General features: G+C 45.2%; 24 protein-coding genes. 8 read left to right on the forward strand and 16 right to left on the reverse strand.

Annotated elements, in window-relative coordinates; genetic code table 11:
• Positions 1 to 350 precede the first annotated feature (350 nt).
• The 6 genes from AC13DA_RS08955 to bioB all read right to left on the reverse strand — a co-directional run bounded on the left by AC13DA_RS08955 (position 351) and on the right by bioB (position 5,571).
• A complete protein-coding gene (locus AC13DA_RS08955) occupies positions 351 to 947 on the reverse strand; it encodes a hypothetical protein (RefSeq protein ID WP_284450995.1) in 597 nt (198 codons plus the stop codon).
• A 120-nt stretch (positions 948 to 1,067) separates the two neighbouring features.
• The gene (gene bioD, locus AC13DA_RS08960) at positions 1,068 to 1,733 is read right to left on the reverse strand and encodes a dethiobiotin synthase (RefSeq protein ID WP_284450994.1); all 666 of its coding nucleotides are present in this window, start codon (positions 1,731 to 1,733) and stop codon (positions 1,068 to 1,070) included.
• Positions 1,730 to 2,623, reverse strand: coding sequence for a malonyl-ACP O-methyltransferase BioC (gene bioC / locus AC13DA_RS08965; RefSeq protein ID WP_284450993.1), 894 nt, complete (start codon positions 2,621 to 2,623; stop codon positions 1,730 to 1,732). The genes bioD and bioC overlap by 4 nt, the downstream gene beginning before the upstream one ends.
• Positions 2,616 to 3,377, reverse strand: coding sequence for a pimeloyl-ACP methyl ester esterase BioH (bioH, locus tag AC13DA_RS08970; RefSeq protein ID WP_284450992.1), 762 nt, complete (start codon positions 3,375 to 3,377; stop codon positions 2,616 to 2,618). Before bioH ends, bioC begins: the two co-directional genes overlap by 8 nt.
• On the reverse strand, positions 3,367 to 4,542 hold the full coding sequence (gene bioF / locus AC13DA_RS08975; RefSeq protein ID WP_284450991.1) for an 8-amino-7-oxononanoate synthase: 1,176 nt from the start codon (positions 4,540 to 4,542) through the stop codon (positions 3,367 to 3,369). Before bioF ends, bioH begins: the two co-directional genes overlap by 11 nt.
• A 15-nt stretch (positions 4,543 to 4,557) precedes the next feature.
• Positions 4,558 to 5,571, reverse strand: coding sequence for a biotin synthase BioB (gene bioB, locus AC13DA_RS08980; protein WP_007146767.1), 1,014 nt, complete (start codon positions 5,569 to 5,571; stop codon positions 4,558 to 4,560).
• Positions 5,572 to 5,613: 42 nt separating this feature from the next.
• Between bioB and AC13DA_RS08985 the strand changes: the two genes are divergently transcribed.
• Genes AC13DA_RS08985 through AC13DA_RS08995 form a run of 3 tightly spaced genes read left to right on the forward strand, consistent with a single transcriptional unit; the run spans position 5,614 to position 7,856 of the window.
• Complete coding sequence (locus tag AC13DA_RS08985; RefSeq protein WP_284450990.1) at positions 5,614 to 6,324, forward strand: ComF family protein; 711 nt, start codon at positions 5,614 to 5,616, stop codon at positions 6,322 to 6,324.
• Between the two features lie 38 nt (positions 6,325 to 6,362).
• Positions 6,363 to 7,427: a GGDEF domain-containing protein gene (locus tag AC13DA_RS08990; RefSeq protein ID WP_007146769.1), complete on the forward strand. Its 1,065-nt coding sequence runs from the start codon at positions 6,363 to 6,365 to the stop codon at positions 7,425 to 7,427.
• Positions 7,428 to 7,856 carry a potassium channel family protein gene (locus tag AC13DA_RS08995; protein WP_284450989.1) on the forward strand — a complete coding sequence of 143 codons (429 nt, stop codon included), beginning with the start codon at positions 7,428 to 7,430 and terminating at the stop codon, positions 7,854 to 7,856.
• A gap of 3 nt (positions 7,857 to 7,859) precedes the next feature.
• Here AC13DA_RS08995 and AC13DA_RS09000 read toward each other — a convergent pair whose 3' ends face one another.
• From AC13DA_RS09000 to gmk, 9 genes are read right to left on the reverse strand one after another with little or no spacing between them, the layout of a single operon-like run.
• A complete protein-coding gene (locus tag AC13DA_RS09000; protein ID WP_284450988.1) occupies positions 7,860 to 8,684 on the reverse strand; it encodes a thermonuclease family protein in 825 nt (274 codons plus the stop codon).
• Positions 8,685 to 8,715: 31 nt separating this feature from the next.
• Complete coding sequence (locus AC13DA_RS09005) at positions 8,716 to 9,213, reverse strand: hypothetical protein (RefSeq protein ID WP_007146772.1); 498 nt, start codon at positions 9,211 to 9,213, stop codon at positions 8,716 to 8,718.
• Positions 9,210 to 10,088, reverse strand: coding sequence for a 4-hydroxybenzoate octaprenyltransferase (gene ubiA / locus AC13DA_RS09010; protein ID WP_284450987.1), 879 nt, complete (start codon positions 10,086 to 10,088; stop codon positions 9,210 to 9,212). The genes AC13DA_RS09005 and ubiA overlap by 4 nt, the downstream gene beginning before the upstream one ends.
• Positions 10,085 to 10,627, reverse strand: coding sequence for a chorismate--pyruvate lyase family protein (locus AC13DA_RS09015; protein WP_284450986.1), 543 nt, complete (start codon positions 10,625 to 10,627; stop codon positions 10,085 to 10,087). The genes ubiA and AC13DA_RS09015 overlap by 4 nt, the downstream gene beginning before the upstream one ends.
• A gap of 15 nt (positions 10,628 to 10,642) precedes the next feature.
• The gene (gene recG, locus AC13DA_RS09020) at positions 10,643 to 12,730 is read right to left on the reverse strand and encodes an ATP-dependent DNA helicase RecG (protein WP_284450985.1); all 2,088 of its coding nucleotides are present in this window, start codon (positions 12,728 to 12,730) and stop codon (positions 10,643 to 10,645) included.
• A 26-nt stretch (positions 12,731 to 12,756) separates the two neighbouring features.
• On the reverse strand, positions 12,757 to 13,143 hold the full coding sequence (locus AC13DA_RS09025) for a RidA family protein (RefSeq protein ID WP_007146776.1): 387 nt from the start codon (positions 13,141 to 13,143) through the stop codon (positions 12,757 to 12,759).
• Between the two features lie 24 nt (positions 13,144 to 13,167).
• Entirely contained in the window at positions 13,168 to 15,324 is a 2,157-nt protein-coding gene (locus tag AC13DA_RS09030) for a RelA/SpoT family protein (RefSeq protein ID WP_007146777.1), read from the reverse strand.
• A 6-nt stretch (positions 15,325 to 15,330) separates the two neighbouring features.
• Positions 15,331 to 15,591, reverse strand: a complete 261-nt coding sequence (gene rpoZ, locus AC13DA_RS09035; protein WP_007146778.1) for a DNA-directed RNA polymerase subunit omega — start codon at positions 15,589 to 15,591, stop codon at positions 15,331 to 15,333.
• A 45-nt stretch (positions 15,592 to 15,636) separates the two neighbouring features.
• On the reverse strand, positions 15,637 to 16,254 hold the full coding sequence (gmk, locus tag AC13DA_RS09040) for a guanylate kinase (RefSeq protein ID WP_273180287.1): 618 nt from the start codon (positions 16,252 to 16,254) through the stop codon (positions 15,637 to 15,639).
• Positions 16,255 to 16,599: 345 nt separating this feature from the next.
• Between gmk and AC13DA_RS09045 the strand changes: the two genes are divergently transcribed.
• Positions 16,600 to 17,250, forward strand: coding sequence for a VPLPA-CTERM sorting domain-containing protein (locus AC13DA_RS09045; protein ID WP_284450984.1), 651 nt, complete (start codon positions 16,600 to 16,602; stop codon positions 17,248 to 17,250).
• Between the two features lie 73 nt (positions 17,251 to 17,323).
• On the opposite strand, the gene AC13DA_RS09050 is transcribed toward AC13DA_RS09045, so the two are convergent.
• On the reverse strand, positions 17,324 to 18,178 hold the full coding sequence (locus AC13DA_RS09050) for a YicC/YloC family endoribonuclease (RefSeq protein WP_284451101.1): 855 nt from the start codon (positions 18,176 to 18,178) through the stop codon (positions 17,324 to 17,326).
• A gap of 130 nt (positions 18,179 to 18,308) precedes the next feature.
• On the opposite strand from AC13DA_RS09050, the gene rph reads away from it, so the two are divergent.
• The 4 genes from rph to hemW are packed head-to-tail and all read left to right on the forward strand — an operon-like array spanning position 18,309 to position 21,471.
• Positions 18,309 to 19,028, forward strand: coding sequence for a ribonuclease PH (rph, locus tag AC13DA_RS09055; RefSeq protein WP_007146800.1), 720 nt, complete (start codon positions 18,309 to 18,311; stop codon positions 19,026 to 19,028).
• Positions 19,025 to 19,630, forward strand: coding sequence for an RdgB/HAM1 family non-canonical purine NTP pyrophosphatase (gene rdgB / locus AC13DA_RS09060; protein WP_007146801.1), 606 nt, complete (start codon positions 19,025 to 19,027; stop codon positions 19,628 to 19,630). The genes rph and rdgB overlap by 4 nt, the downstream gene beginning before the upstream one ends.
• A 27-nt stretch (positions 19,631 to 19,657) precedes the next feature.
• Positions 19,658 to 20,311 carry a hypothetical protein gene (locus tag AC13DA_RS09065; protein WP_284451100.1) on the forward strand — a complete coding sequence of 218 codons (654 nt, stop codon included), beginning with the start codon at positions 19,658 to 19,660 and terminating at the stop codon, positions 20,309 to 20,311.
• The gene (gene hemW, locus AC13DA_RS09070; RefSeq protein ID WP_284450955.1) at positions 20,311 to 21,471 is read left to right on the forward strand and encodes a radical SAM family heme chaperone HemW; all 1,161 of its coding nucleotides are present in this window, start codon (positions 20,311 to 20,313) and stop codon (positions 21,469 to 21,471) included. Before AC13DA_RS09065 ends, hemW begins: the two co-directional genes overlap by 1 nt.
• The last annotated feature ends 5 nt before the right edge of the window (positions 21,472 to 21,476 follow it).

The following is a 21,476-nucleotide window of genomic DNA, read 5'->3' on the forward strand; positions in this document are numbered from 1 at the left end:
TGGGCGCGACGTAAGGAGCGTCCCAGTGAGCGATAGCGAACGAATTAATGTGCTTGTTATATTTTTTATTTCAAACATGAGTAATGATAACCGTCAACACTAAGGCATTTAACACTTTTAGAAGTATTTTTCTCAATGATTAAATTATCTATTATTGCCTGAAATTCCCATTTCATTTGCAATGGAACATCTAATCCAATTAATAAGTTTGCGATCTAGCATCATATATTTCGTAGCTAAGATGACCGTTTGAAACGGTGGCAGTGTTACCAGTTAAATCTTTCAGCATACTCATGTCATGTAACGCCCGCGTAATAGCGAGAGCTTGCGAGCGTCCTGATTAAGGCGATTTATTCTCCATGTTCTGGATCTGCGGCATATTTGGAAATAGCGAAATTTGCCATCTCACTCCATATAGCAGATTGAATTGCGAATGAAGTTGATATCAAGGCCACAAACCATACCCAACTAAAGCTATATGTATCGAACAATAGCTCCACATAGAGGAAACCCAATAAGCCGACAAAAAAGCTAATATATGTAGCTTTTATAGCTTTTTCTTTGTTTACATTTTCTACATCTTTTATTCTTAATTCCCTCTTACCATCTAGTGAAAGCTCTTTCGCCTCTTCAATTAATACTATCGTTTTGCGGATGGTCCAAGCTGAACCAAGGGATGAAAAGAAACATATTCCAAAAAATGCCTGCGTAATGGCTTTATCAAAACCACCATTAAAGAATGCTAGCATCCCAGCGGTTACGGATCCTGCAAATAGGATAATAGTTTTTACCCAAACGTCCTTTGTAAGTTTTGCATGAGCCCCTCTAATATTTTCAGGAAGTCTTTTATTTATTAGGTTTTGCACAAAGGGAATTGCAACAAATAAAAGCACCACAATAGATAAGGTGATTATTTTGATTGTTTTACTTCCGTAAAAATCTTCCACGAACTCTCCTTGAAACCTAACAGTCTGTTTTATGAAGCCAATTTTTTGAACTAGCAATGAAAAATAGTGACTGACATTACTTATTTTGGGAAGAAGGTTGTGTAAAGTAATTTAATGATTTTATTCAGGTAGTCGCAGGAAACTGGCCGCCGACTGATGGTTGTTAAGATGAGGCACCACTCCCAAGCAGGGGGCATCTATTCGGCTGGTTAAGGTCTCTATCATTTCAGTTGATTCTGATTGTTCAGCCACATGATTCGCTACCCAGCCAGCCAGTTTGAGACCTTGTTGCTCAATAGCGGCCACGGTCAATAAGGCATGATTAATACAACCGAGTTTAATCGCCACCACCAAAATCACCGGCAATTGAAGCTCAACAGCAAGATCGGCCATGGTGCTTTCTGAGTTTAGTGGTACATACCAGCCTCCGGCCCCCTCCACAATGACTGCGTCTGCTTGTTCAGCAATCAATTCATAGCTGTGTTTAATGTTGGCAAGAGAGAGTGTTACTCCTTCTCGCTCCGCCGCAATATGCGGGGCAATAGCTGGTTCAAAGGCATAAGGATTGATCAGTGAGTAAGCTAAATCTGTCTGGCTTTGTTTGATTAATGCGAGTGCATCCTCATTTTTCCACTGCCCATCTAACCACTCACAGCCGCTGGCAATCGGCTTCATGCCAACTGTTTTATAGCCTTGTTGTTGCAGTAAAGATACCAAACCCACACTGATGAAGGTCTTCCCTACTTCAGTATCTGTACCTGTTATAAAAAAATGGGTGCTGGTCATAATCGTTTGATCTCACTGATCGGAATATAAACACTATCGTCATCCGTTCGGCATTGGCCTGATTGAGCTAATTTCCATGCATGACCAAAAATGACTTCATAACTGGCAGGTAAACCGTCAGCTTGGCGAAATGTTTCATACGAGGAAATCACTTTTTGCATAAGTTTCTTACCTGTCAGACCACGACGGCGACCTTCATTCACATTACGTGCGCCTAGGATTTTTAGATCGCGCATCACACTCATCGCATCGTTGTAGCTCAAAGTGTAAGGCTCCATATCCAGCACACAGTCGGCTAAGCCGCTGGCTGTCATGGCATCACCGACATCATGCATGTCATAGAATAAATTCACATGTGGGTAGGTATCGACTTCAGCCCAAGCCTGACGTAGTTCAGTCAAGGTATCCGGCCCCAAGCTGGTAAACATTAATAGCCCCTGAGGTTTTAGCACTCGAAATATTTCACTAAAACAGCGTTTAGGATCACACCATTGCAACGACAGGTTGGCGTAAATAAGGTCGACGCTGTTATCTGCTAACGGGATAGCTTCGGCATCGCCCGCCAAGACCTGTAAACGTTTCTGTTTCGGTAACCAGCGTTTGATGCCTTGATCATGCCGATAACGCTTTTCAGCCTGCTTTAACATTTGTGGTGAGATATCGACAGCGACTAATTGGGCATGCGGATATCGCTTTTGCAATAATGCTAAGTTACGTCCCGTCCCTGCCCCTAAATCCACTATCGTTTGTGGTTCGATAGTGATGTACGACAAGCGCTCTAATAATTCATCGGCTGTTTGTCTTTGCAAGACAGCCACATCATCATAATGCTCAGCGGCAGCAGAAAATGACTGCGCTACCTTTTTTTTATCGGGACGATATTCACTCATGGATAAACTGTTCTATCACTAGTTGGCATTGCTGAGGCTGAGAAATAAAAGGGGCATGACCTAAGCCAGGCATCACATCAATGTGCAGTTTTGGCTGCAACTTCCGTACATATTCCGCTACTGAAACTGGAATAAGATGATCATTCTCCGCCAGAATCATTTGTGTGGGGCAATTTACGCTGGCAAGCGCATCGCGTAAATCCCACTCAGCCAGACACTTTAAGCCTGCCTGTAATGCCTCTGGTTTTGGTTCATGCTGTTGAGCCAGTTGTTCGCTTAATTGTTTAATCACTTGCCGGGGCTGATTCGCACCTTTCGCTTGCAGCATAATAAACCGCTGCAAGGTCTGCTGTTGATCAACAGCTAAACTGGCTGAAAAGGTATCAAACACCTCAGCAGCCATGCCACAAGGCCAATCTTCTGTTTGCACAAAGCGTGGATTACTTGCCAGCATAATCAGTTTTTTTACGTTATCAGGATAATGTTTAGCCATAGCTAATGACACCTGCCCACCTAATGACCAGCCCAGCCATACGGCTTTTTGCGGTAATGCCTTGGCTAAAGAGGCTAATAAAGTTGGTAATTCAAAGTCCCCTTGTTGCCAGTCACTTTGACCATGGCCGGGTAAATCAACCAGATGACAACGAAAATGTTCAGCCAATAAATCCACCAGTGGTTGCCAGACACCACTATGCATACTCCAACCATGTACCAGGACTAAATCAGGCCCCTGACCTATGCTGTTAATGTGCATACGCCTGCTCCAATGCAACAAGCAGCCGGTCTACATCCTGTTCTGTATGGGCAGCAGAAATAGTAATTCTTAGTCTTGCTGTATTTTTAGGCACGGTAGGTGGACGGATAACGCCTACCAGGATGCCTTGTTTTTCTAATTTTGCCCCGATTTCCAGCGCCTGTTTATCATCACCGATAATCACCGGCTGGATCGGTGTCATCGATGGCATCAGTTCTAAGCCGAGTTGTTCAGCGCCTTGTCTGAATTGCTGAATTAACTGCTGAAGTTGGTCACGTCGCCATTGTTCCTTTTCAACCAGATCCAGACTCACCAGCGTCGCAGCCGCAATCGCCGGTGGTTGTGCTGTGGTGTACACATAACTGCGTGCTTGCTGAATTAAGGTTTCGATGACCAGTTCATCTGCAGCGACAAAAGCGCCTCCTGTACCAATGGCTTTACCTAAGGTGCCCACCACAATGGGGGCTTTATCTGCTGCGATTTGGTAATGAGATACCGTGCCACGACCACCTTCACCTATCACACCAAAGCCATGCGCATCATCAATCAGAACGGCGGCACGGTGCTGTTCCGATAGCGCCATAATCTCAGGTAACGGCGCGATATCACCATCCATACTGAATACGCCATCACTCACTATCAGACGATGTTTTGCTGAGGCCGCGTTATGTAAGCGTTTATGCAATAGCTTCATATCGGCATGTGGGTAACGTAACTGGTCGGCATCGGTCAGACGGCCACCATCTAATAGAGAGGCATGATTCCATTTGTCCTGAATCACGGCATCGCCGCGAGTAAGCAGACCATCAATCACACCCAGATTCGCCATATAACCAGTGGAAAAGAGTAATACGCGCTGTTGACCCGTAAAGTCGGCCAGTTTTTCTTCCAGTGCCTGATGATAATAACTATGGCCGGTCAGTAAATGCGCGGCACCACTACCGACACCTTCTTTATCTACTGCTTGTTTGAATGCTTGTTTGATATCAGGGTGAGCAGCAAGACCAAGATAGTCATTGCTGCAAAACGACAAAATGGTTTTGTCACCAAGCTGAATATGCACACCCTGCTCGCCGACACGAAGCCGGTTTTGTCGGTAACGCCCCGCCGCTTTGCGTTCAGCTAAAGCGGCGGTCAGTTCATTATGCCAAGGGAGTTTGGCCACTCGAAAATGGAGACGTTAGGCTGCTGAAGAACAGCTATGTTCTTCGGTTTTTTCTTCACCCACCCAAGGTGTGATACCTAAACGTTTGAACAGTTGCTGATCATGGTTGGTATCAGGGTTGTCAGTGGTTAACAGTTTTTCACCGTAGAAAATCGAATTAGCACCAGCCAGGAAACACATCGCTTGTAACTCATCTGTCATGTGCTCACGACCGGCTGATAAACGCACAAATGATTTCGGCATCATGATACGAGCGACAGCAATAGTGCGGACAAACTCGATAGGATCCAGATTATCAACACCATCTAATGGTGTACCTTCAACTTGAACTAATAGATTGATAGGCACACTTTGTGGTTGGGTTGGCAGATTAGCCAGGCTGATTAATAAACCAGCACGATCATGACGACCTTCGCCCATGCCCACAATACCGCCACTACATACATTGATACCGGCATCACGAACGTGGCTTAAGGTATTCAGACGATCTTCATAAGTACGGGTAGTAATAATTTCACCGTAATATTCAGGTGAGGTATCCAGGTTATGGTTGTAATAATCCAGACCGGCTTCTTTTAAACGTTTCGCTTGGTGCTCTTCCAGCATGCCCAATGTGACACAGGTCTCCAGACCTAAACTTTTCACACCCTCGACCATTTCGGCGACACGTTCCAGATCACGGTCTTTCAGACTACGCCAGGCCGCGCCCATACAGAAACGGTTGGCACCGGCTTGTTTGGCTTCGTTGGCTGATTTCATCACTTCATCAAGCGGCATTAAAGGCTCAGCTTTTACGGCTGACTCGTGATGTGCACTCTGTGGGCAATAACCACAGTCTTCGGCACAACCACCGGTTTTAATGCTTAATAAGGTACTAATTTGCACCGCATTAGCATCAAAATTGGCACGATGAACAGTTTGTGCTTTAAACATCAGGTCGTTAAAGGGCATGGCAAATAAGGCTTCAACCTCTTGCTGGCTCCAGTCGTTGCGGATTGTTGCTTGGGTTTCTGCTACATTCTCAGGCATGATGACTCTTTACTGATTTAAAGGATTAAATTAGGTCATGTCATGGCAAATCTGCTCTCACTGACACAACAATTGCAACAATTATACAGGAAAGTATTTCCAATTCCGTGTTTACTCTGCGGCTTGGCAACAGAAGGGCAAGCGCTATGTGAGAGCTGTATCGCTGAATTACCTGTTATCCAACAGTGTTGTATTCACTGCGCGATACCTATAGAACAAGGACAGATTTGCGGACAATGTTTGAAAAAACCACCCATTCAGGATTCCAGCCTGAGTCTATATCGCTATGAACAGGCGGTTCCCAGAATGATGTCAGCGCTGAAATATCATCGGCAAATTCAGATTGCAGACATTTGTGCCAGGGAATTTATTGCGTATCACTCATTAGCTACGCCACCGGACCTTTTGCTTCCCATACCTCTGCACCCGAGCCGGCTCCGACAACGTGGTTATAATCAATCTCTGTTATTTGCCGATACGCTCGCTCAGTTATTGAAGATTCCCTGTCGACCAGAATTGCTGAAACGAGTCAAAAAAACAGCAACACAGACTCAGCTTAATGCCAAGCAACGGCATAAAAATATGCGACAAGCTTTTAAGTATGATTCTTCTTTTGTACCTGAGCATGTAGCGATTATCGATGACGTCATGACATCCGGTGCAACCACACATGAAGCGGCACGTGTATTAAAGCGAGCTGGCGTAGAGACAATAGAAGTGTGGACAATTGCACGTGCAATAAGCCATTATTAGTGTTAACTAAATCACACTTAGGCTCATAAGGCGTTTGGATGCAAGATATCGCCACCTTACAAGCTCGTTTGGATGAACTGCTTCGCATCGCTAAAAGCAATGAGCGAAAACAAACCAATTTCCAGGAATATGAACTGGCACTTCTTGCCAGTAACAATCTTCATGAGCTGTTAGGGATTGTACTTGAGGAACATAAAGAACGTTTCCAGCTGACTGATGTGACTTTGCTGTTACATGATCCGGAATATGAATTCCAGCGCTTGATCGAGGCGCAGCCCGTCAAATCCTCCTGGCTCGATAAACTGATATTTACTGAATCAGCCCATTTATTAAATCAGTATTTCAGCCCCTTACGTAAACCACGCCTGATTCGTTACTCTCCTCATCAACATGCTTTTTTATTTCCTGATCAAGCCGAGCTCGGTTCCATCGCCTTGCTGCCATTAATCAGACATAACGTATTAATTGGCAGTCTGAATTTAGGCAGTCGCAACCCGAATCGCTTTGAAAGTCATATCGGCACTCAATTTCTGGAACATCTGGCCGCAGTCATGTCAGCCTGTCTGGAAAATGCCCGTTTACACGAACATATTAAATTAGTCGGCCTGCGTGATCCTTTAACTGGCATTAATAATCGTCGTTTCTTTGATCAACGCATCAGCGAAGAAGTCAGTCGGGCCAAGCGGGTAAATAGTCCATTAACCTGCTTGTTTATTGATTTAGATTTTTTTAAACGTATTAATGATCACTACGGCCATCAAGCGGGTGATGCGGTACTCAAACAAGTGTCACAATTACTCAATGACCGTCTGCGTAATAGTGATGTGCTGGCTCGTTATGGTGGAGAAGAATTTGTCATTTTATTAGCGGATACCAGCGCCGAAGATGCCGCTTTGATAGCAGAGCAAATTCGCCATCGCGTCGAGAAAACTGAGTTTATTATTCCATCCGGTAAAGCCATACACGCCACTCTCTCTATCGGCTCGGCAACACTTGGGCAATATGGTCATATTCATGACACAAAATCACTGATAGCAGCGGCTGATCAGGCTGTTTATGCAGCCAAATTATCAGGTCGAAATCAAATCAAACAGGCACGTTAGATGTTACTTACGACGTTTGTCATCAATACTTTTGTTTTTGTCAGCACCATACTCATCCACTACGAAACACTTTACCAGCTAGCTAAGCGCCTCCCTGCCTTGCATATTATTCATCGTTATCGGGTTTTACTCGCGGTGATGGTGGTTATGGTGGCTCATATCGTTGAGATTTGGCTATTTGCTATCGCTTATTATCTGATGATACAGGCGGATGGTTTCGGCACGCTGATGGGCAATATTGATTCCAGCTTGCTTGATTGCAGTTATTTTTCTTTCACTACTTATACTACGCTGGGGTTTGGCGATATCGAACCGACCGGTTATGTCCGCTTTTTAACCGGACTCGAATCACTGACAGGATTAGTGATGATTACCTGGTCCGCCTCTTTTGTATTTCTGGAGATGCAGAAATACTGGCCAAAACGCTAATCATTATTGGCTTATAATCGCTGAAGGGTGTCTGATATTCATATAAAACTGTTTACCCTGTCGATGAATCCAACCGCGCACTTCCAGCGTTTGATTAAGGTAACGTTTTACATCTCCAAAATAGACGATATCTTTCTTTTTTATCGCTAATCTGAAATGCGTATTCGCTTCCAGAAAAACCGTCTTTTTGCCATATTTTATTGATTTGAGTTTTAACTTAATTCGCTGCCAGCCACGGTAGTTCTTTCCTGTTTTTAACTCGGAAAGACGTTTTACCCGATACTCAGACAAAGACCAGATGCCTGTTTTGTTTTGTTCGGCTTTGTTTTGTGCAGAAATAAGTTTGTCGCTGTATCGCAAATTAGGTGGAATCAATGTCAGTGAGGCAAGACCTTGTTCAATCAGCATGGCATTTAAATAACGGCCATCCGGCAAAAAACAATGAGCTAAAGCACGATCATATTTATCTCGCTGTTGCTGATCATATTCAATAAAAAGCTCTGGCTGACTTAACGTAGCCTTTAACCACTCTCTCGCCTGCTCACCACCGGCTTCGCCATCCCGATAACGGCTCTGGACCTCAGGGGTATTGATACCCAGCAAACGAATGATTTGTCCTGATTGTAATTCGAGGGTATCTCCGTCAATCACTCGTTTAAGACTGACGCGGTAACGGTAGGGTTTTGACTTGACTGATATTAAGGTCGCATTGTCAGAGGGCTGATCGGAAAAAACAGTCCGCCCTTGTTCATTCTGTGATTGATAAACCGATGTGGGATAACAGACGGTTGGTATGATGATGGTGATAAACACCAGAATCATTCGCATCGTTTTCCTCCATGAATAACGATAGTGATGACTAAACTTCTTCGAGCATATTTGTTATTAGTGTTTTTTGCTTAACAATCTCTTCTCTGAGATCTGTAATCAAGGATTTCAACATTTGTGCAACTGAATTAAATCGTGTCGCGTGGCTCTCTGCATGCGCCGCTTCCACAGAACAATAAATAGCTAAATAATCGCCTTTGGCCACTGCCGCTGGTAATTCTTCCAATGTTGACTTGATTTCAAATAAGAGTTTTTTCTTTTCAGCCTCTGACTGACTGTCAGCGAGTGCCAGCAATAGCTCTTTGGAATTATCAATTTCATGTTTGATTTCCAGCCCTAGCTCCTGAATACCTTGGGTTAGCACACGGAAGGCATCACCTTCGGAACCCGCCCTGGCAGCGGCACTGACTGCATTGGAAGCCAGTAAACGCATTTTCTTTAACATGGGATTAAGATCATCCATTGCCCTTGCCAGAGCATCCGCTTGCTGCTGCAAACTTGAAGAAGATATTTCTGATATCGCGTTCATTTTCCCACCGACACAATACTGTAATGAATGACCAGACTGATAAAAATAATCAATCCAACCCAGTTATTATTTAAAAATGCTTGTAAACAGCGTTGTGGCTGCCGGTCTTTTGCCAAAAACTGTTGATAGACAAACAGGGCACTAGCCAGACACAACCCCAAATAAAAAATAAAGCTCATCTCCAATTGCAGACCGACTAATACCATCACCACGATATAGGCGACTTGCATAATGCCTTGAATAATCAGGTCATCATCACCAAATAACACGGCTGTTGATTTGACCCCAGCCAACAGATCATCTTCCCTGTCTGCCATCGCATAAAATGTGTCGTACATGGTTGTCCAGATAATATTAGCCAGAAACAATAACCAGGCCATCACCGGAACCGTATTCGTCTGTGCTGCAAATGCCATGGGAATCGCCCAACCAAATGCCATGCCAAGATAAATCTGAGGGAAATAGGTGTAGCGTTTCATGAAAGGATAAGTCGCTGCCAGAAAGACACCGCCCAACGACAACCAGATGGTCAAGCTATTCAGCAAAGACACCAGAATAAAGGCCACCAAGGCCATGCCTATAAAAACATACACCGCTTGTCTGGCCGTTAACTCACCCGTCGCCAGAGGACGGTTTTGTGTTCGCCAGACGCTGCCATCTATTTCCCTGTCGGCAAAATCATTAATCGCACAGCCTGCTGAACGCATTAAAATCACACCTAAAATGAATACGATTAACACCGTGAGATCAGGCATGCCTTCAGCAGCAATCCACAATGCCGATAATGTCGGCCATAACAAAAGTAAAATGCCAATCGGTCTGTCCAGTCGCATCAACTGGATATAAGGCATGATACGTTGTTGAACCTTGCTCACACATGACTCCATTTTTCTGATGGCAAAAATATCTCACACACAAGTACTGGGTTACCTTTCAAGTAAAAACATGACCGTCTTGCCCATAAAATATCAGGACGTATGTCCAACCACTCGGTCGCTAATTGATACAACCAATGCTGCGACGTTAAACACGCGACCTCAATATCACTTCGGCTTAATGTTGGCTCATCAAATAACATCTGGCCTAATGGTTTTGTACCTAGGTTATCGAACCGAGACGGCAAGACTTGATAGGTGGATTGAGGAATAATCGTTCGGGCATAAATTTCCGGTCTGTCACCATCACACAATAAAACCTCACGCTCCAGTTGAATACGCCGTAATGGTTGCTGAAGAAACAGGCTTTCTTCAGGCAAAGCGGTATGCCAGTCATAATGTAATAACTCGACATTCACTGCTTGCTCACTGACCGATTGCAGTCGCTTGGTCAGTGATCCGCTATCCGTCAGCCACTCGCGTAAGTCATACGGTAATGATGGCTTACGAGCTGGCAGCCAGTTTGTCCAATGCTTCATTCAAAATCCAACTAATTAAACATGCCCAAAATCAAGTTTGTGGGCAAACCAACGTGTTACTAAGGCCTCGGCTTTGTCCGGCGCTAACTCCAGCATTTTATTGGCCGCCTGTTCCATCACCGTTAACAGTTCCTGATCTTCTAGTAAATTAGCGACGCGAAATTGCGGCAGACCAGTTTGACGAGTGCCGAGAACTTCACCGGGTCCACGGATTTCCAGATCACGCTGAGCAATCACAAAACCATCATTACTTTCACGCAGACATTTTAATCTGGCCTGACCGTTCTCAGACAGTGGCGCATGGTACATCAAAACACAATGACTCTCGATCTGGCCACGTCCGACCCGACCACGCAACTGATGTAACTGTGCCAGCCCTAGTCGCTCGGCATTCTCAATCACCATCAAGCTGGCATTGGGCACATCCACACCGACCTCAATCACCGTGGTCGCCACCAGCATATCCAGTTCTCCAGACTTGAACGCCGTCATCACCCGTTCTTTTTCTGCTGACTTCATCCGACCATGCACAAGACCTATCTTCAAATCCGGTAAGCTGTCCTGCAAGGTAGTCGCGGTATCTTCGGCCGCCTGACACTGCAAATGTTCAGACTCTTCAATTAAGGTACACACCCAATAGACTTGACGGTTCTGTTGGCAAGCGGCATGGACACGCTCAATCACATCCTGCCGTCGGCCATCTGAAACGACCACTGTTGTGACTGGTGTTCTTCCGGGCGGTAACTCATCAATCACCGAGACACTTAGGTCGGCATAAGCGGTCATCGCCAGTGTGCGGGGAATCGGGGTTGCTGTCATCACCAGTTGGTGTGGCATGGTATCCACATCACGGCCTTTATCTCGTAAGGCCAGACGCTGATGTACGCCAAAGCGATGTTGCTCATCAATAATGACTAAACCCAGCTGATTAAATACCACTTCATCCTGAAATAAGGCATGGGTCCCCACAGCCACTTTAATCTCACCGGACTTTAGCTGTTCTAATACCTGTCGGCGTTCTGCTGCGGTCTGTTTTCCAGCGCACCAGCCTACTTTCATACCCAATGGCGTCAGCCATTGTGTAAAGGTCTTGAAATGTTGTTCTGCCAGTAGCTCTGTTGGCGCCATCATCACTGCTTGTGCACCAGCACTGACAGCATCAATAGCGGCAAGTGCCGCGACAACGGTTTTGCCTGAGCCCACATCTCCCTGCACCAATCGCTGCATCGGAAACGACTTGCTCATATCGGCTTCAATTTCCGTTAGTACTCGTTGCTGCGCTTTGGTCAACGGAAATGGCAACTGATTTAATAAGGCTTCGCGCTGTGCCGGGTCTGGATTTAATGCTGGTGCCCGATGATGTTGTGTCTGCTGACGCAGCTTTTTCATGGTCAGTTGCTGAGCCAATAACTCTTCATAAGCCAGTCGTTTTTGTGCAGGATGTTGCCGGTCGATCAGTTGTTGCACAGGCGCATCTGGCGGCGGTTGATGCACAAACTTCAAGGCCTCCGTCAGAGAAAAATCAGCCACATTGTGACAACGAGCTTCAGGTATCACTAACTCTGGCATCAAGCCATTTTCAAGACTGGCAAGCGCCTGTGTGATCAGTTTACGCAGGGAAAGTTGATGAAGTCCTTCTGTAGTCGGATACACCGGTGTCAGTTCAGAATCGACCGGCACAATTTTACCGGCATCAATTAACTGGTATTCAGGATGTACCATCTCAAAACTGGAAGGCCCGTTACGTACTTCACCAAAACAGCGAATCTTCCGGCCTTTTTCCAACTGCAATTGTTGAGCTTTGGAAAAGTGAAAAAAACGCAGGATCAATGAGCCTGTTCCGTCAGAGATATGACATAACAATGAACGACGACGACCAAATTTGACTTGTGAAATTTGGATAGTGCCTTCCACCAGGACTTCCTGTTGCAATCTTAGTGCACCAAGCGGCATTAAGCGGGTACGGTCCTGATAGCGGAGAGGAAGATGAAACAGCAGGTCCTGGACCTGCTGTACACCAATTTTGACAAGACGTTCGGCGACTTTTCCACCCACGCCTTTTAATGAAGTCACGGGTTGTGATAATCCATTATCCGCCACCACAACCTTAACCTCCTAAAGGTTAATAATTACGCATTAAGATGCAGAATTGCATCCATTTCCACAGGCACATCTTTCGGTAAAGAAGCCACGCCGATCGCTGCACGTGCTGGATAAGGCTGCTCAAAATACTCCGCCATAATTTCATTAACAGCACCGAAATAGCTTAAGTCGGTCAGGTAAATATTCAACTTCACCACATCCTGCAAACTACCACCAGCCGCTTTGGCTACCGCAGACAAATTATCAAATACACGTTTAACCTGTGTATTAAAGTCACCTTCGATAACGGTCATTGTTTCGGGTACCAATGGAATCTGTCCTGACAGGTAAACCACATCACCCACTTTTACTGCTTGTGAGTATGTGCCAATAGCTTCAGGGGCATCCGCTGTATGAATAATTTCGCGAGACATTCATTTCTCCATCAAAGTCTGGTTTTAATTAATACGAGTAATTCTTTCTACCATGTCGAGGCGACGTAAGCGGCGGATAACACGCGCTAAATGCTGGCGATTAGCGACTTCGATTGTCAGACGTAAATCAGAGTAGCCACCATCACGCTCATCAACGACAACATTGTCGATATTGGAATCGGACTCAGATACCACGGCCGCAATCGTCGCGAGGACGCCACGTTGGTTTTTCACATGAATCATAATATCGACCGGGAAGTCACGTGATACGTCAGGCGACCAGGCCACATCCAGCCATTTTTCATTTTGCACGCGTAAATGCGAGGTATTTTTACAGCCACGTTGGTGAATAATGATGCCACGACCACTACTGACATAACCATGAATCGGATCGCCCGGAATCGGATGACAACAACGGGCAAAGCTCACCACCATACCCTCGGTTCCGGCAATCATCAGTGCCTGCGCTTCAGTATCCGGCGTTGATTCATGCACCAGTTTCTGGGCAATCAATAAAGCAGAATGGTTACCGAGACCGATATCCTCTAATAAGTCATCGAACTGTTTCAGTTCAAACTCATTAATCAGCTCGTTAAAGCGTTCAACCGGAATTTCATCCAGATTAGTCGAGAACGCGGTCAGGTGTTTGTTTAACAAACGACGTCCGAGTAACACCGCTTCTTCGGTCTGCAAATGACGTAAATAATTACGAATATTGGTTCGCGCTTTCGCCGTCACCACAAAATTGAGCCAGGCAGGATTTGGGTGTGAAGCGGGTGAAGTAATGATTTCAACAGACTCACCGGTTTCCAGCTGACTGCTCAGCGGTACCAGATGACGTCCAACACGGGCGGCGACACAGTTGTTACCCACATCACTATGTACAGCATAAGCAAAGTCGACCGCTGTAGCGCCACGTGGCAGGGTCAGAATTTCCCCTTTTGGCGTCGACACATAAATTTCGTCTGGGAATAAATCGATACGCAGATTTTCCAGAAACTCCATTGAGTCACCAGAGCCTTTCTGCATTTCCAGAATGCCTTGCAGCCATTGGCGTGCTTTACGGTGGGCTAAATTATTACCCACTGATTCACCGGTTTTGTATAACCAGTGAGCAGCAACACCCGCTTCTGCCATGTGATCCATATCACGGGAACGAATCTGCACTTCAATAGGCACACCATAAGGACCAAATAACACCGTATGTAATGACTGGTAACCATTGGCTTTAGGAATCGCAATATAATCTTTGAATTTACCTTGTACCGGTTTGTAGAGGTTATGCACCACCCCCAGCATCCGATAGCAGGCGTCCACATCATCGACAATAATGCGGAAAGCGTACACATCCATCACCTCAGAGAATGACAGTTGTTTGCTGACCATTTTTTTGTACAGGCTATACAGGTTTTTCTCACGACCCTGAATATCAGCACTCAACCCTTCCTGTTCCATTCGGTTCAGAATAGACGCCGTGATCTGTGTGACAATTTCTTTGCGGTTACCACGCGATTTTCTTACTGCATCCTGAAGCACACGGTAACGAATCGGATACAGAACATGGAATCCCAGATCTTCCAGCTCACAACGCATTAAATTCATGCCGAGGCGTTGGGCAATGGGTGCGTAAATATCCAATGTTTCGTTGGCTATGCGACGGCGTTTTTCAGGGCGTAAATGACCCAGCGTACGCATATTGTGGAGACGGTCTGCCAGCTTAACGATAATAACGCGGATATCACGAGACATCGCCAGCAGCATTTTTCTTAAGTTTTCAGCCTGAGCATGCTTTTGCGTTTCAAAAGCAGCTTTTGCTAATTTGGTAACACCTTCAACTAACTCACCGACTTCTTCACCAAATTCAGCGGCCAGGTCAGCTTTTGTCAGAGCAGTGTCTTCAATCACATCATGAAGCAATCCGGCCATGATGCATTCATAATCCATATGCATCATGGCCAGAACATGGGCGACGGCTAACGGATGAGTGATGTATCGCTCACCACTCCGGCGAGTTTGGCCTTCATGTGCGTTATCCGCGAAATGATAGGCTCTTCGTATCGCATCGACTTGGCCTGATTCCAGGTAATTTGCCGTCGCATAGCACAAGTCATCTATTGTCAGTTTGGGTTCTGACTCCTGGATAAAATCCAGTTCAGAAGCAACGGATGGCTTGGCACTCACTGTCGTTTATTCTTCCGTTTGTAATTCTTCGTCACTGACGATGCTTTCAGCAGCATGTTCACGGGCATTGGTCTTTTCGAGAATTTCACGACCAACTAAACCTGCAGCAATCTCACGTAACGCTAGAACAGTAGGTTTGTCATTATCAATGCTGACCATAGCGTCATCACCCATGGCGATTTCACGAGCACGTTTTGAAGCAACCAGGACTAATTGGAAACGGTTATCAACATTTTCTAAACAATCTTCAACAGTAGTACGAGCCATGGTTTTTCCCAGTTAAAATTTAAAGAATCAATTTTACGAAATATCTTAGCTTTGAGCCAGTAATTCAGCGATTAAGTCCGCTTGAATATTTTTTTGAATCGCTAAGGAATGACGCTGTGCAACGATGATAGATGACAAACTGGTCAGTGCCTGTTCAAAATCATCATTGACGATTATGTAGTCAAATTCGACATAGTGCGAGATTTCATTCTCTGCATCACGCATACGTCTGGAAATGACATCCTCATTATCCTGACCGCGATTGCGTAAGCGTTGTTCCAAAGTCGCTTTTGATGGCGGCAGAATGAATATGCCAATCGCTTGCTGGAAATTGTTTCTGACTTGTTGCGCGCCCTGCCAGTCAATTTCCAGAATGACGTCAAAGCCTTCACTTAATAAGGTTTCAACTGTTTCAGAAGATGTGCCGTAGCTGTTATCAAATACCGTGGCTGACTCTAGAAACTGGCCAGCATCTCGCATCGCTGAAAAGGTTTGCTGATCAACAAAATGGTAATCCTTGCCATCGATCTCACCCTCACGAGGAGCCCGAGTTGTGTGTGAGACTGATAGTTTAATTTCAGCATGCTGTGCAATAAGCGCATTGACCAAACTCGTTTTGCCCGCACCTGACGGTGCAGCCACAATAAAAAGATTACCCATCATATAATTCTGAACGCTGTTAGGAATAATTGGGCAATTATGACAAAAAGCCCTGTGTTTCACCATGAAGGATCTAATCCTGCGTCTATTTTTATAAATAAACCGATCTAAATGATGAACATAAGCAACTATTTTTATTAAGCCAATTCACATTGGCACAATTATCAATCATAATGATTGTGCGCAACCAATTATGTGCACTAGTACCAAGGTACAATATAAAAATAATTGTCCATGCATATAATTATCACAGCGTAACAAACTAGTGGAATTACCGACGATTCCTTCATAACTTCTTTGAAAGCAAACTAGTTCAGCGATTAACTACTTCCTCATTTGGAGGGGAAAATGAAAATATTAAAGACTTTAGCAGGTGTGGCTCTGTCACTCTTCATTGCAGGTTCAGCTTCCGCTGCTCACCTCAGCGACAAAGTTATTTATGCGACAAAAAATAAAAAAGAAAGCACAATTCAGCACTTTGCAGGCGCTTATCAGTACGTAAGTACAGATGGTAGCTTCACCGCTGGTACAGGCCCGGATTACGCATACCAACTCAATCCAGAGGCAACAACAAACTCGGTTAAACAAGACCAGTTAAACACCGCGTTTAATGCTGCTGAAGCTTCTGGTAATTATTCTGAACTGGTTGGCTACGATGTATTAGATTTTTACAGCACGGGTTCCTACCCTGCGGCTACAGAAAGCACCGACTTTTTCACCTCAGAGGTGTTTTCAACTGGCTATGTGAATACAACTTCACTCGGTCTGACATTTGAAGGCATCATGATCAAATCAGGTAACACTACCCTTGTCGCCTTATTCAGTGATGCGATTTCAGAGTTGTATTTCAAAACCTTTATTAAACAGGGCATTTCTCATATCGCCTTGTTCAACACAGCCCCTATCTCTGCAGTGCCAGTGCCTGCCGCTTTATGGCTGTTTGCTCCAGCATTACTTGGTTTAGTTGGTTTCCGTAGAAGGCAATCAGCGATTAAGTAAGATTGTCGTAAAAGCTCAAAAAAACGCGGCCAAAAGCCGCGTTTTTTTTATGTCTGATTGAAAAGATTTTCAATCACTCAATATTCTGAATTTGCTCACGCATCTGTTCGATTAATACTTTCAGATCAACCGAGTATCGTGTGGTATCAGTATCAATCGATTTAGAGCCTAATGTATTGGCTTCGCGGTTTAATTCCTGCATCAGAAAATCGAGTCGGCGACCGATAGGCTCATTCCGTTTCAATGTATGTTTCACTTCATTCACATGATTCTGTAAACGATCGATTTCTTCTGCCACATCCGCTTTTTGCGCCAATAGTACCATTTCCTGCTCAAGCCGTTCTGGTTCCAGACTCACCTCAAGCTCAGCAATCCGGTCTGATAATTTTTGTCGATGGCTGGCAAGAATGTCTGGCAGACGAATTTTAGTTTGTTCTGCAATATCGTTGATTTGCTCACAGCGTTGAATAATCATCTGTTCCAGTGCTGCACCTTCTCGCTCGCGGGTTGCCACTAAATCATCCAGCGCGTGTTTTAAAGAATTCAATACGGTTGCTTGTAAGGCATCCTGATCCAGACTTTCAGTCTGAATGACGCCAGGCCATTGCATCACCCGCAAGATATCAATCGGTGCCGCATTATCGGTAAATGAAGCCAGCTGTTGATAGTTTTCCATAACGGTTTTAGCCAGGCCGACATTCATTTGTAATGCATTCTGCGCTTGCTCAGGCACACGATAGCGTAATGCGACTTCCACCTTACCCCGACTCAGCGTGTCACTGATCAGTTTGCGCATCGCCATTTCAAACGGACGAAAACTTTCTTCTAAACGAAAAGACACTTCCAGATAACGATGATTTACTGAGCGAATTTCCCAACTCAAGCTGCCAAGCTCAGTTTGCTCCTCATGGCGGGCAAAGGCGGTCATACTTCGTGTCACAATCATGTCCTATTTCTGAATTAATCTGACATCTTACAGAAAACCATTGATAAAAAGCATCTGCGGCAGTGATTTAGGGCAGGTATAATAGGTTAAATTTGACTGAGGAAAAGCGAATATGCGTCCAAGTGGTCGTCAAGCCAATGAATTAAGACACGTCAATATCACCCGTAACTACACCAAACATGCCGAAGGCTCAGTACTGGTAGAGTTCGGTGACACCAAAGTACTTTGTACTGCAACCGTTGAAGAACGTATTCCACAATTCTTACGCGGTACAGGTGAAGGTTGGGTGACCGCTGAATATGGCATGCTTCCACGCTCTACCGGTAGCCGCATGCAACGTGAAGCGGCCAGAGGAAAACAAGGCGGCCGTACAATGGAAATTCAACGCCTTATCGGACGCTCATTACGCGCAGCCATTGATCTGAAATCATTAGGTGAGCGCAGTATTACCATTGACTGCGATGTGATTCAGGCCGATGGTGGTACTCGTACAGCCTCTATCACGGGTGCTTATGTTGCATTACACGATGCCATCAGCCATTTACTCAACACCAGAAAGCTGAAATCCAGTCCCCTACATGGTCAAGTTGCTTCAATTTCCGTCGGTATCTATAACGGCACACCGGTTTTGGATTTGGACTATGATGAAGATTCATCTGCAGAAACTGATATGAATGTGGTCATGAACGATGCAGGCGCTTATATCGAATTACAAGGCACCGCTGAAGGTCATGCCTTCCGAGCTGAAGAATTACAATCCATGTTGGATCTGGCTAGTCATGGCATCAGTCAGCTGATGGAAAAACAACGGGAAGTACTGGCAGTATCATGAAAAAAATCGTCTTAGCGACCGGCAATCAAGGCAAGCTTCGTGAGTTTGCAGAAATACTCGCCCCTCTCAAAATCGACATCGTCTCGCAAGCCGATCTCGGTGTCATTGAGGCTGAGGAAACCGGTTTAAGCTTTGTCGAAAATGCCATCATCAAGGCTCGCAATGCCTGTAAACAGACTGGCCTGGCAGCCATTGCTGATGACTCTGGTATTGAAGTAGATGCCCTGCGCGGTGCGCCGGGCATTTATTCTTCTCGCTATGCCGGTAAGTCTGCCACAGATAAAGACAATATTGCTGCTCTGTTAGACGCACTGAAAGATGTACCGGCTTCTGAGCGCAGCGCCCGTTTTCAATGCGTTATTGTCTTCATGCGTCATGCTGACGACCCGACTCCCCTGATATTTCACGGTAGTTGGCAAGGTCAAATAATGACGGAAGCCGTTGGCGAAGCAGGTTTTGGTTATGATCCGATCTTTTTTGTTCCCGAAACGGGCTGCAGTGCAGCAGAACTTAGCTCAGAACAAAAACATGCGATCAGCCACCGTGGCCAAGCAATGCATCGGTTTGTGGAAGAATTCCCATACAATCGCCATCAGTTTTGATCACATTTTTAGCTACTATTTAATGTGATGTTTCGATACCGGACTCCATTCATCACGCTATTTTTAGCTTTATCAGCTTGTTCATCCCCTTACGCTGAGCATCCTATAAAACCGATCCGTAGTAGTCAGAACCTGAATGATATATGGGACAATGATTATCGTTTTTTTATTGGTCAGCCCACTCCCGATCGTTTTTCAGTCTGTCACAGCATGAGCTGCTATAAAATCAGTGAAGCGAGTATTAATAAGCAGGATTGGCAGGACATTCTCACATTGTTTGCCAACACCGACAGTGCTGAAGATGAACGACAAGCAGTTCAACAAGCCATTGCCAATTTAGAACACCTGGTCGGAATACAGATTGGCAGCCAGCATGATTTAGCTCGTAACCAGATAGCGTCTAATCGTTATGGTCAGATGGACTGTGTTGATGAGGCCACCAATACCAGTGTCTATCTGCGTATGCTTGAAAATGCCGGTGTTTTAACATGGCATAGTACCGCTTCACGTATGTCACGAGGTATTTTTCAGGGTCAGGCGCCACACAACACGGCGACGATGATTGATACACAAACGCAGATCCGTTATGCCGTAGACTCTTGGTTTTATGAAAATGGAAAAGCCCCAGTCATTATCAATCTGGATGAATGGATGTCAGGCTGGGAACCGGAACAACAATAATGTTCAACTTTACAAGCTTACCGCCTCTTAGTCTTTATATTCATGTGCCCTGGTGTGTGCGTAAATGCCCCTACTGTGACTTTAACTCTCATGATAATCATCAATCATTGCCGGAACAGGCCTATATTGATGCATTGATACGTGACCTGGAACAAGAATTACCCCTGATTTGGGGACGCTCGATTAATACAGTCTTTATCGGTGGTGGCACACCCAGTTTATTTTCAGCAGAAGCGTATGATCGGCTTTTCTCTTCAGTCCGTGCCTTACTGCCCTTGCAACATGATGCTGAAATTACTTTAGAAGCCAATCCAGGTACTGTAGAAGCGGGTCGTTTTAGCGAATATCGTGATGTCGGTATCAATAGGCTGAGTATTGGTATCCAGAGTTTTGATCAGGATGCACTACAGGCTCTGGGCCGTATCCATGACAGCAAGCAAGCGATCAAAGCCGTGGAATATGCTCATCAGGCAGGGTTTGATAGTTTTAATCTGGATCTGATGTTTGGCTTGCCCGGACAGGATGAGAAAAAAGCCAGGCATGATGTTGAAACCGCCATCGCGCTAGCACCACCACATATCTCCTATTATCAATTAACGATAGAACCTAATACGCTGTTTTATGCTCAACCGCCGAGTCTTCCGGATGACGATCCAATTTATGACTGGCAGCTTGCCAATCAGGCAAGTCTGGCTGAAGCGGGTTATATGCAGTATGAAACCTCGGCCTACGCGCAAAAAGGCCATGAATGCCGCCATAATATTAACTACTGGCGCTATGGTGACTATATCGGCATTGGTGCCGGTGCTCATGGCAAAATCAGCAGTGCTTCTCCACAACAGATTCAACGGCGTGTTAAACAAAAACAGCCACAGAAATATATCGATACGGCAGGCACAGAAGCGGGATTGCTTGAGCAAACTTTCGTCAGCGAGGATGAGGTTGGATTTGAGTTTATGTTGAATGCGATGCGTTTGCTTGATGGCGTTCCCACACCGCTTTTCCAGCAACATACTGGCATGCCAATATCCGTTATAAAACAGGCTATGCAAAAAGCTGAACAGTTGGAATTATTGGAACATACTATCGAGAGAATTCGGCCAACAGAAAAAGGGCAACGTTATCTCAACAGTCTCATTGAGCTATTTTTACACGCATAGTATGC

The sequence above is a fragment of the Methylophaga sp. F-2 genome, from assembly GCF_056859315.1.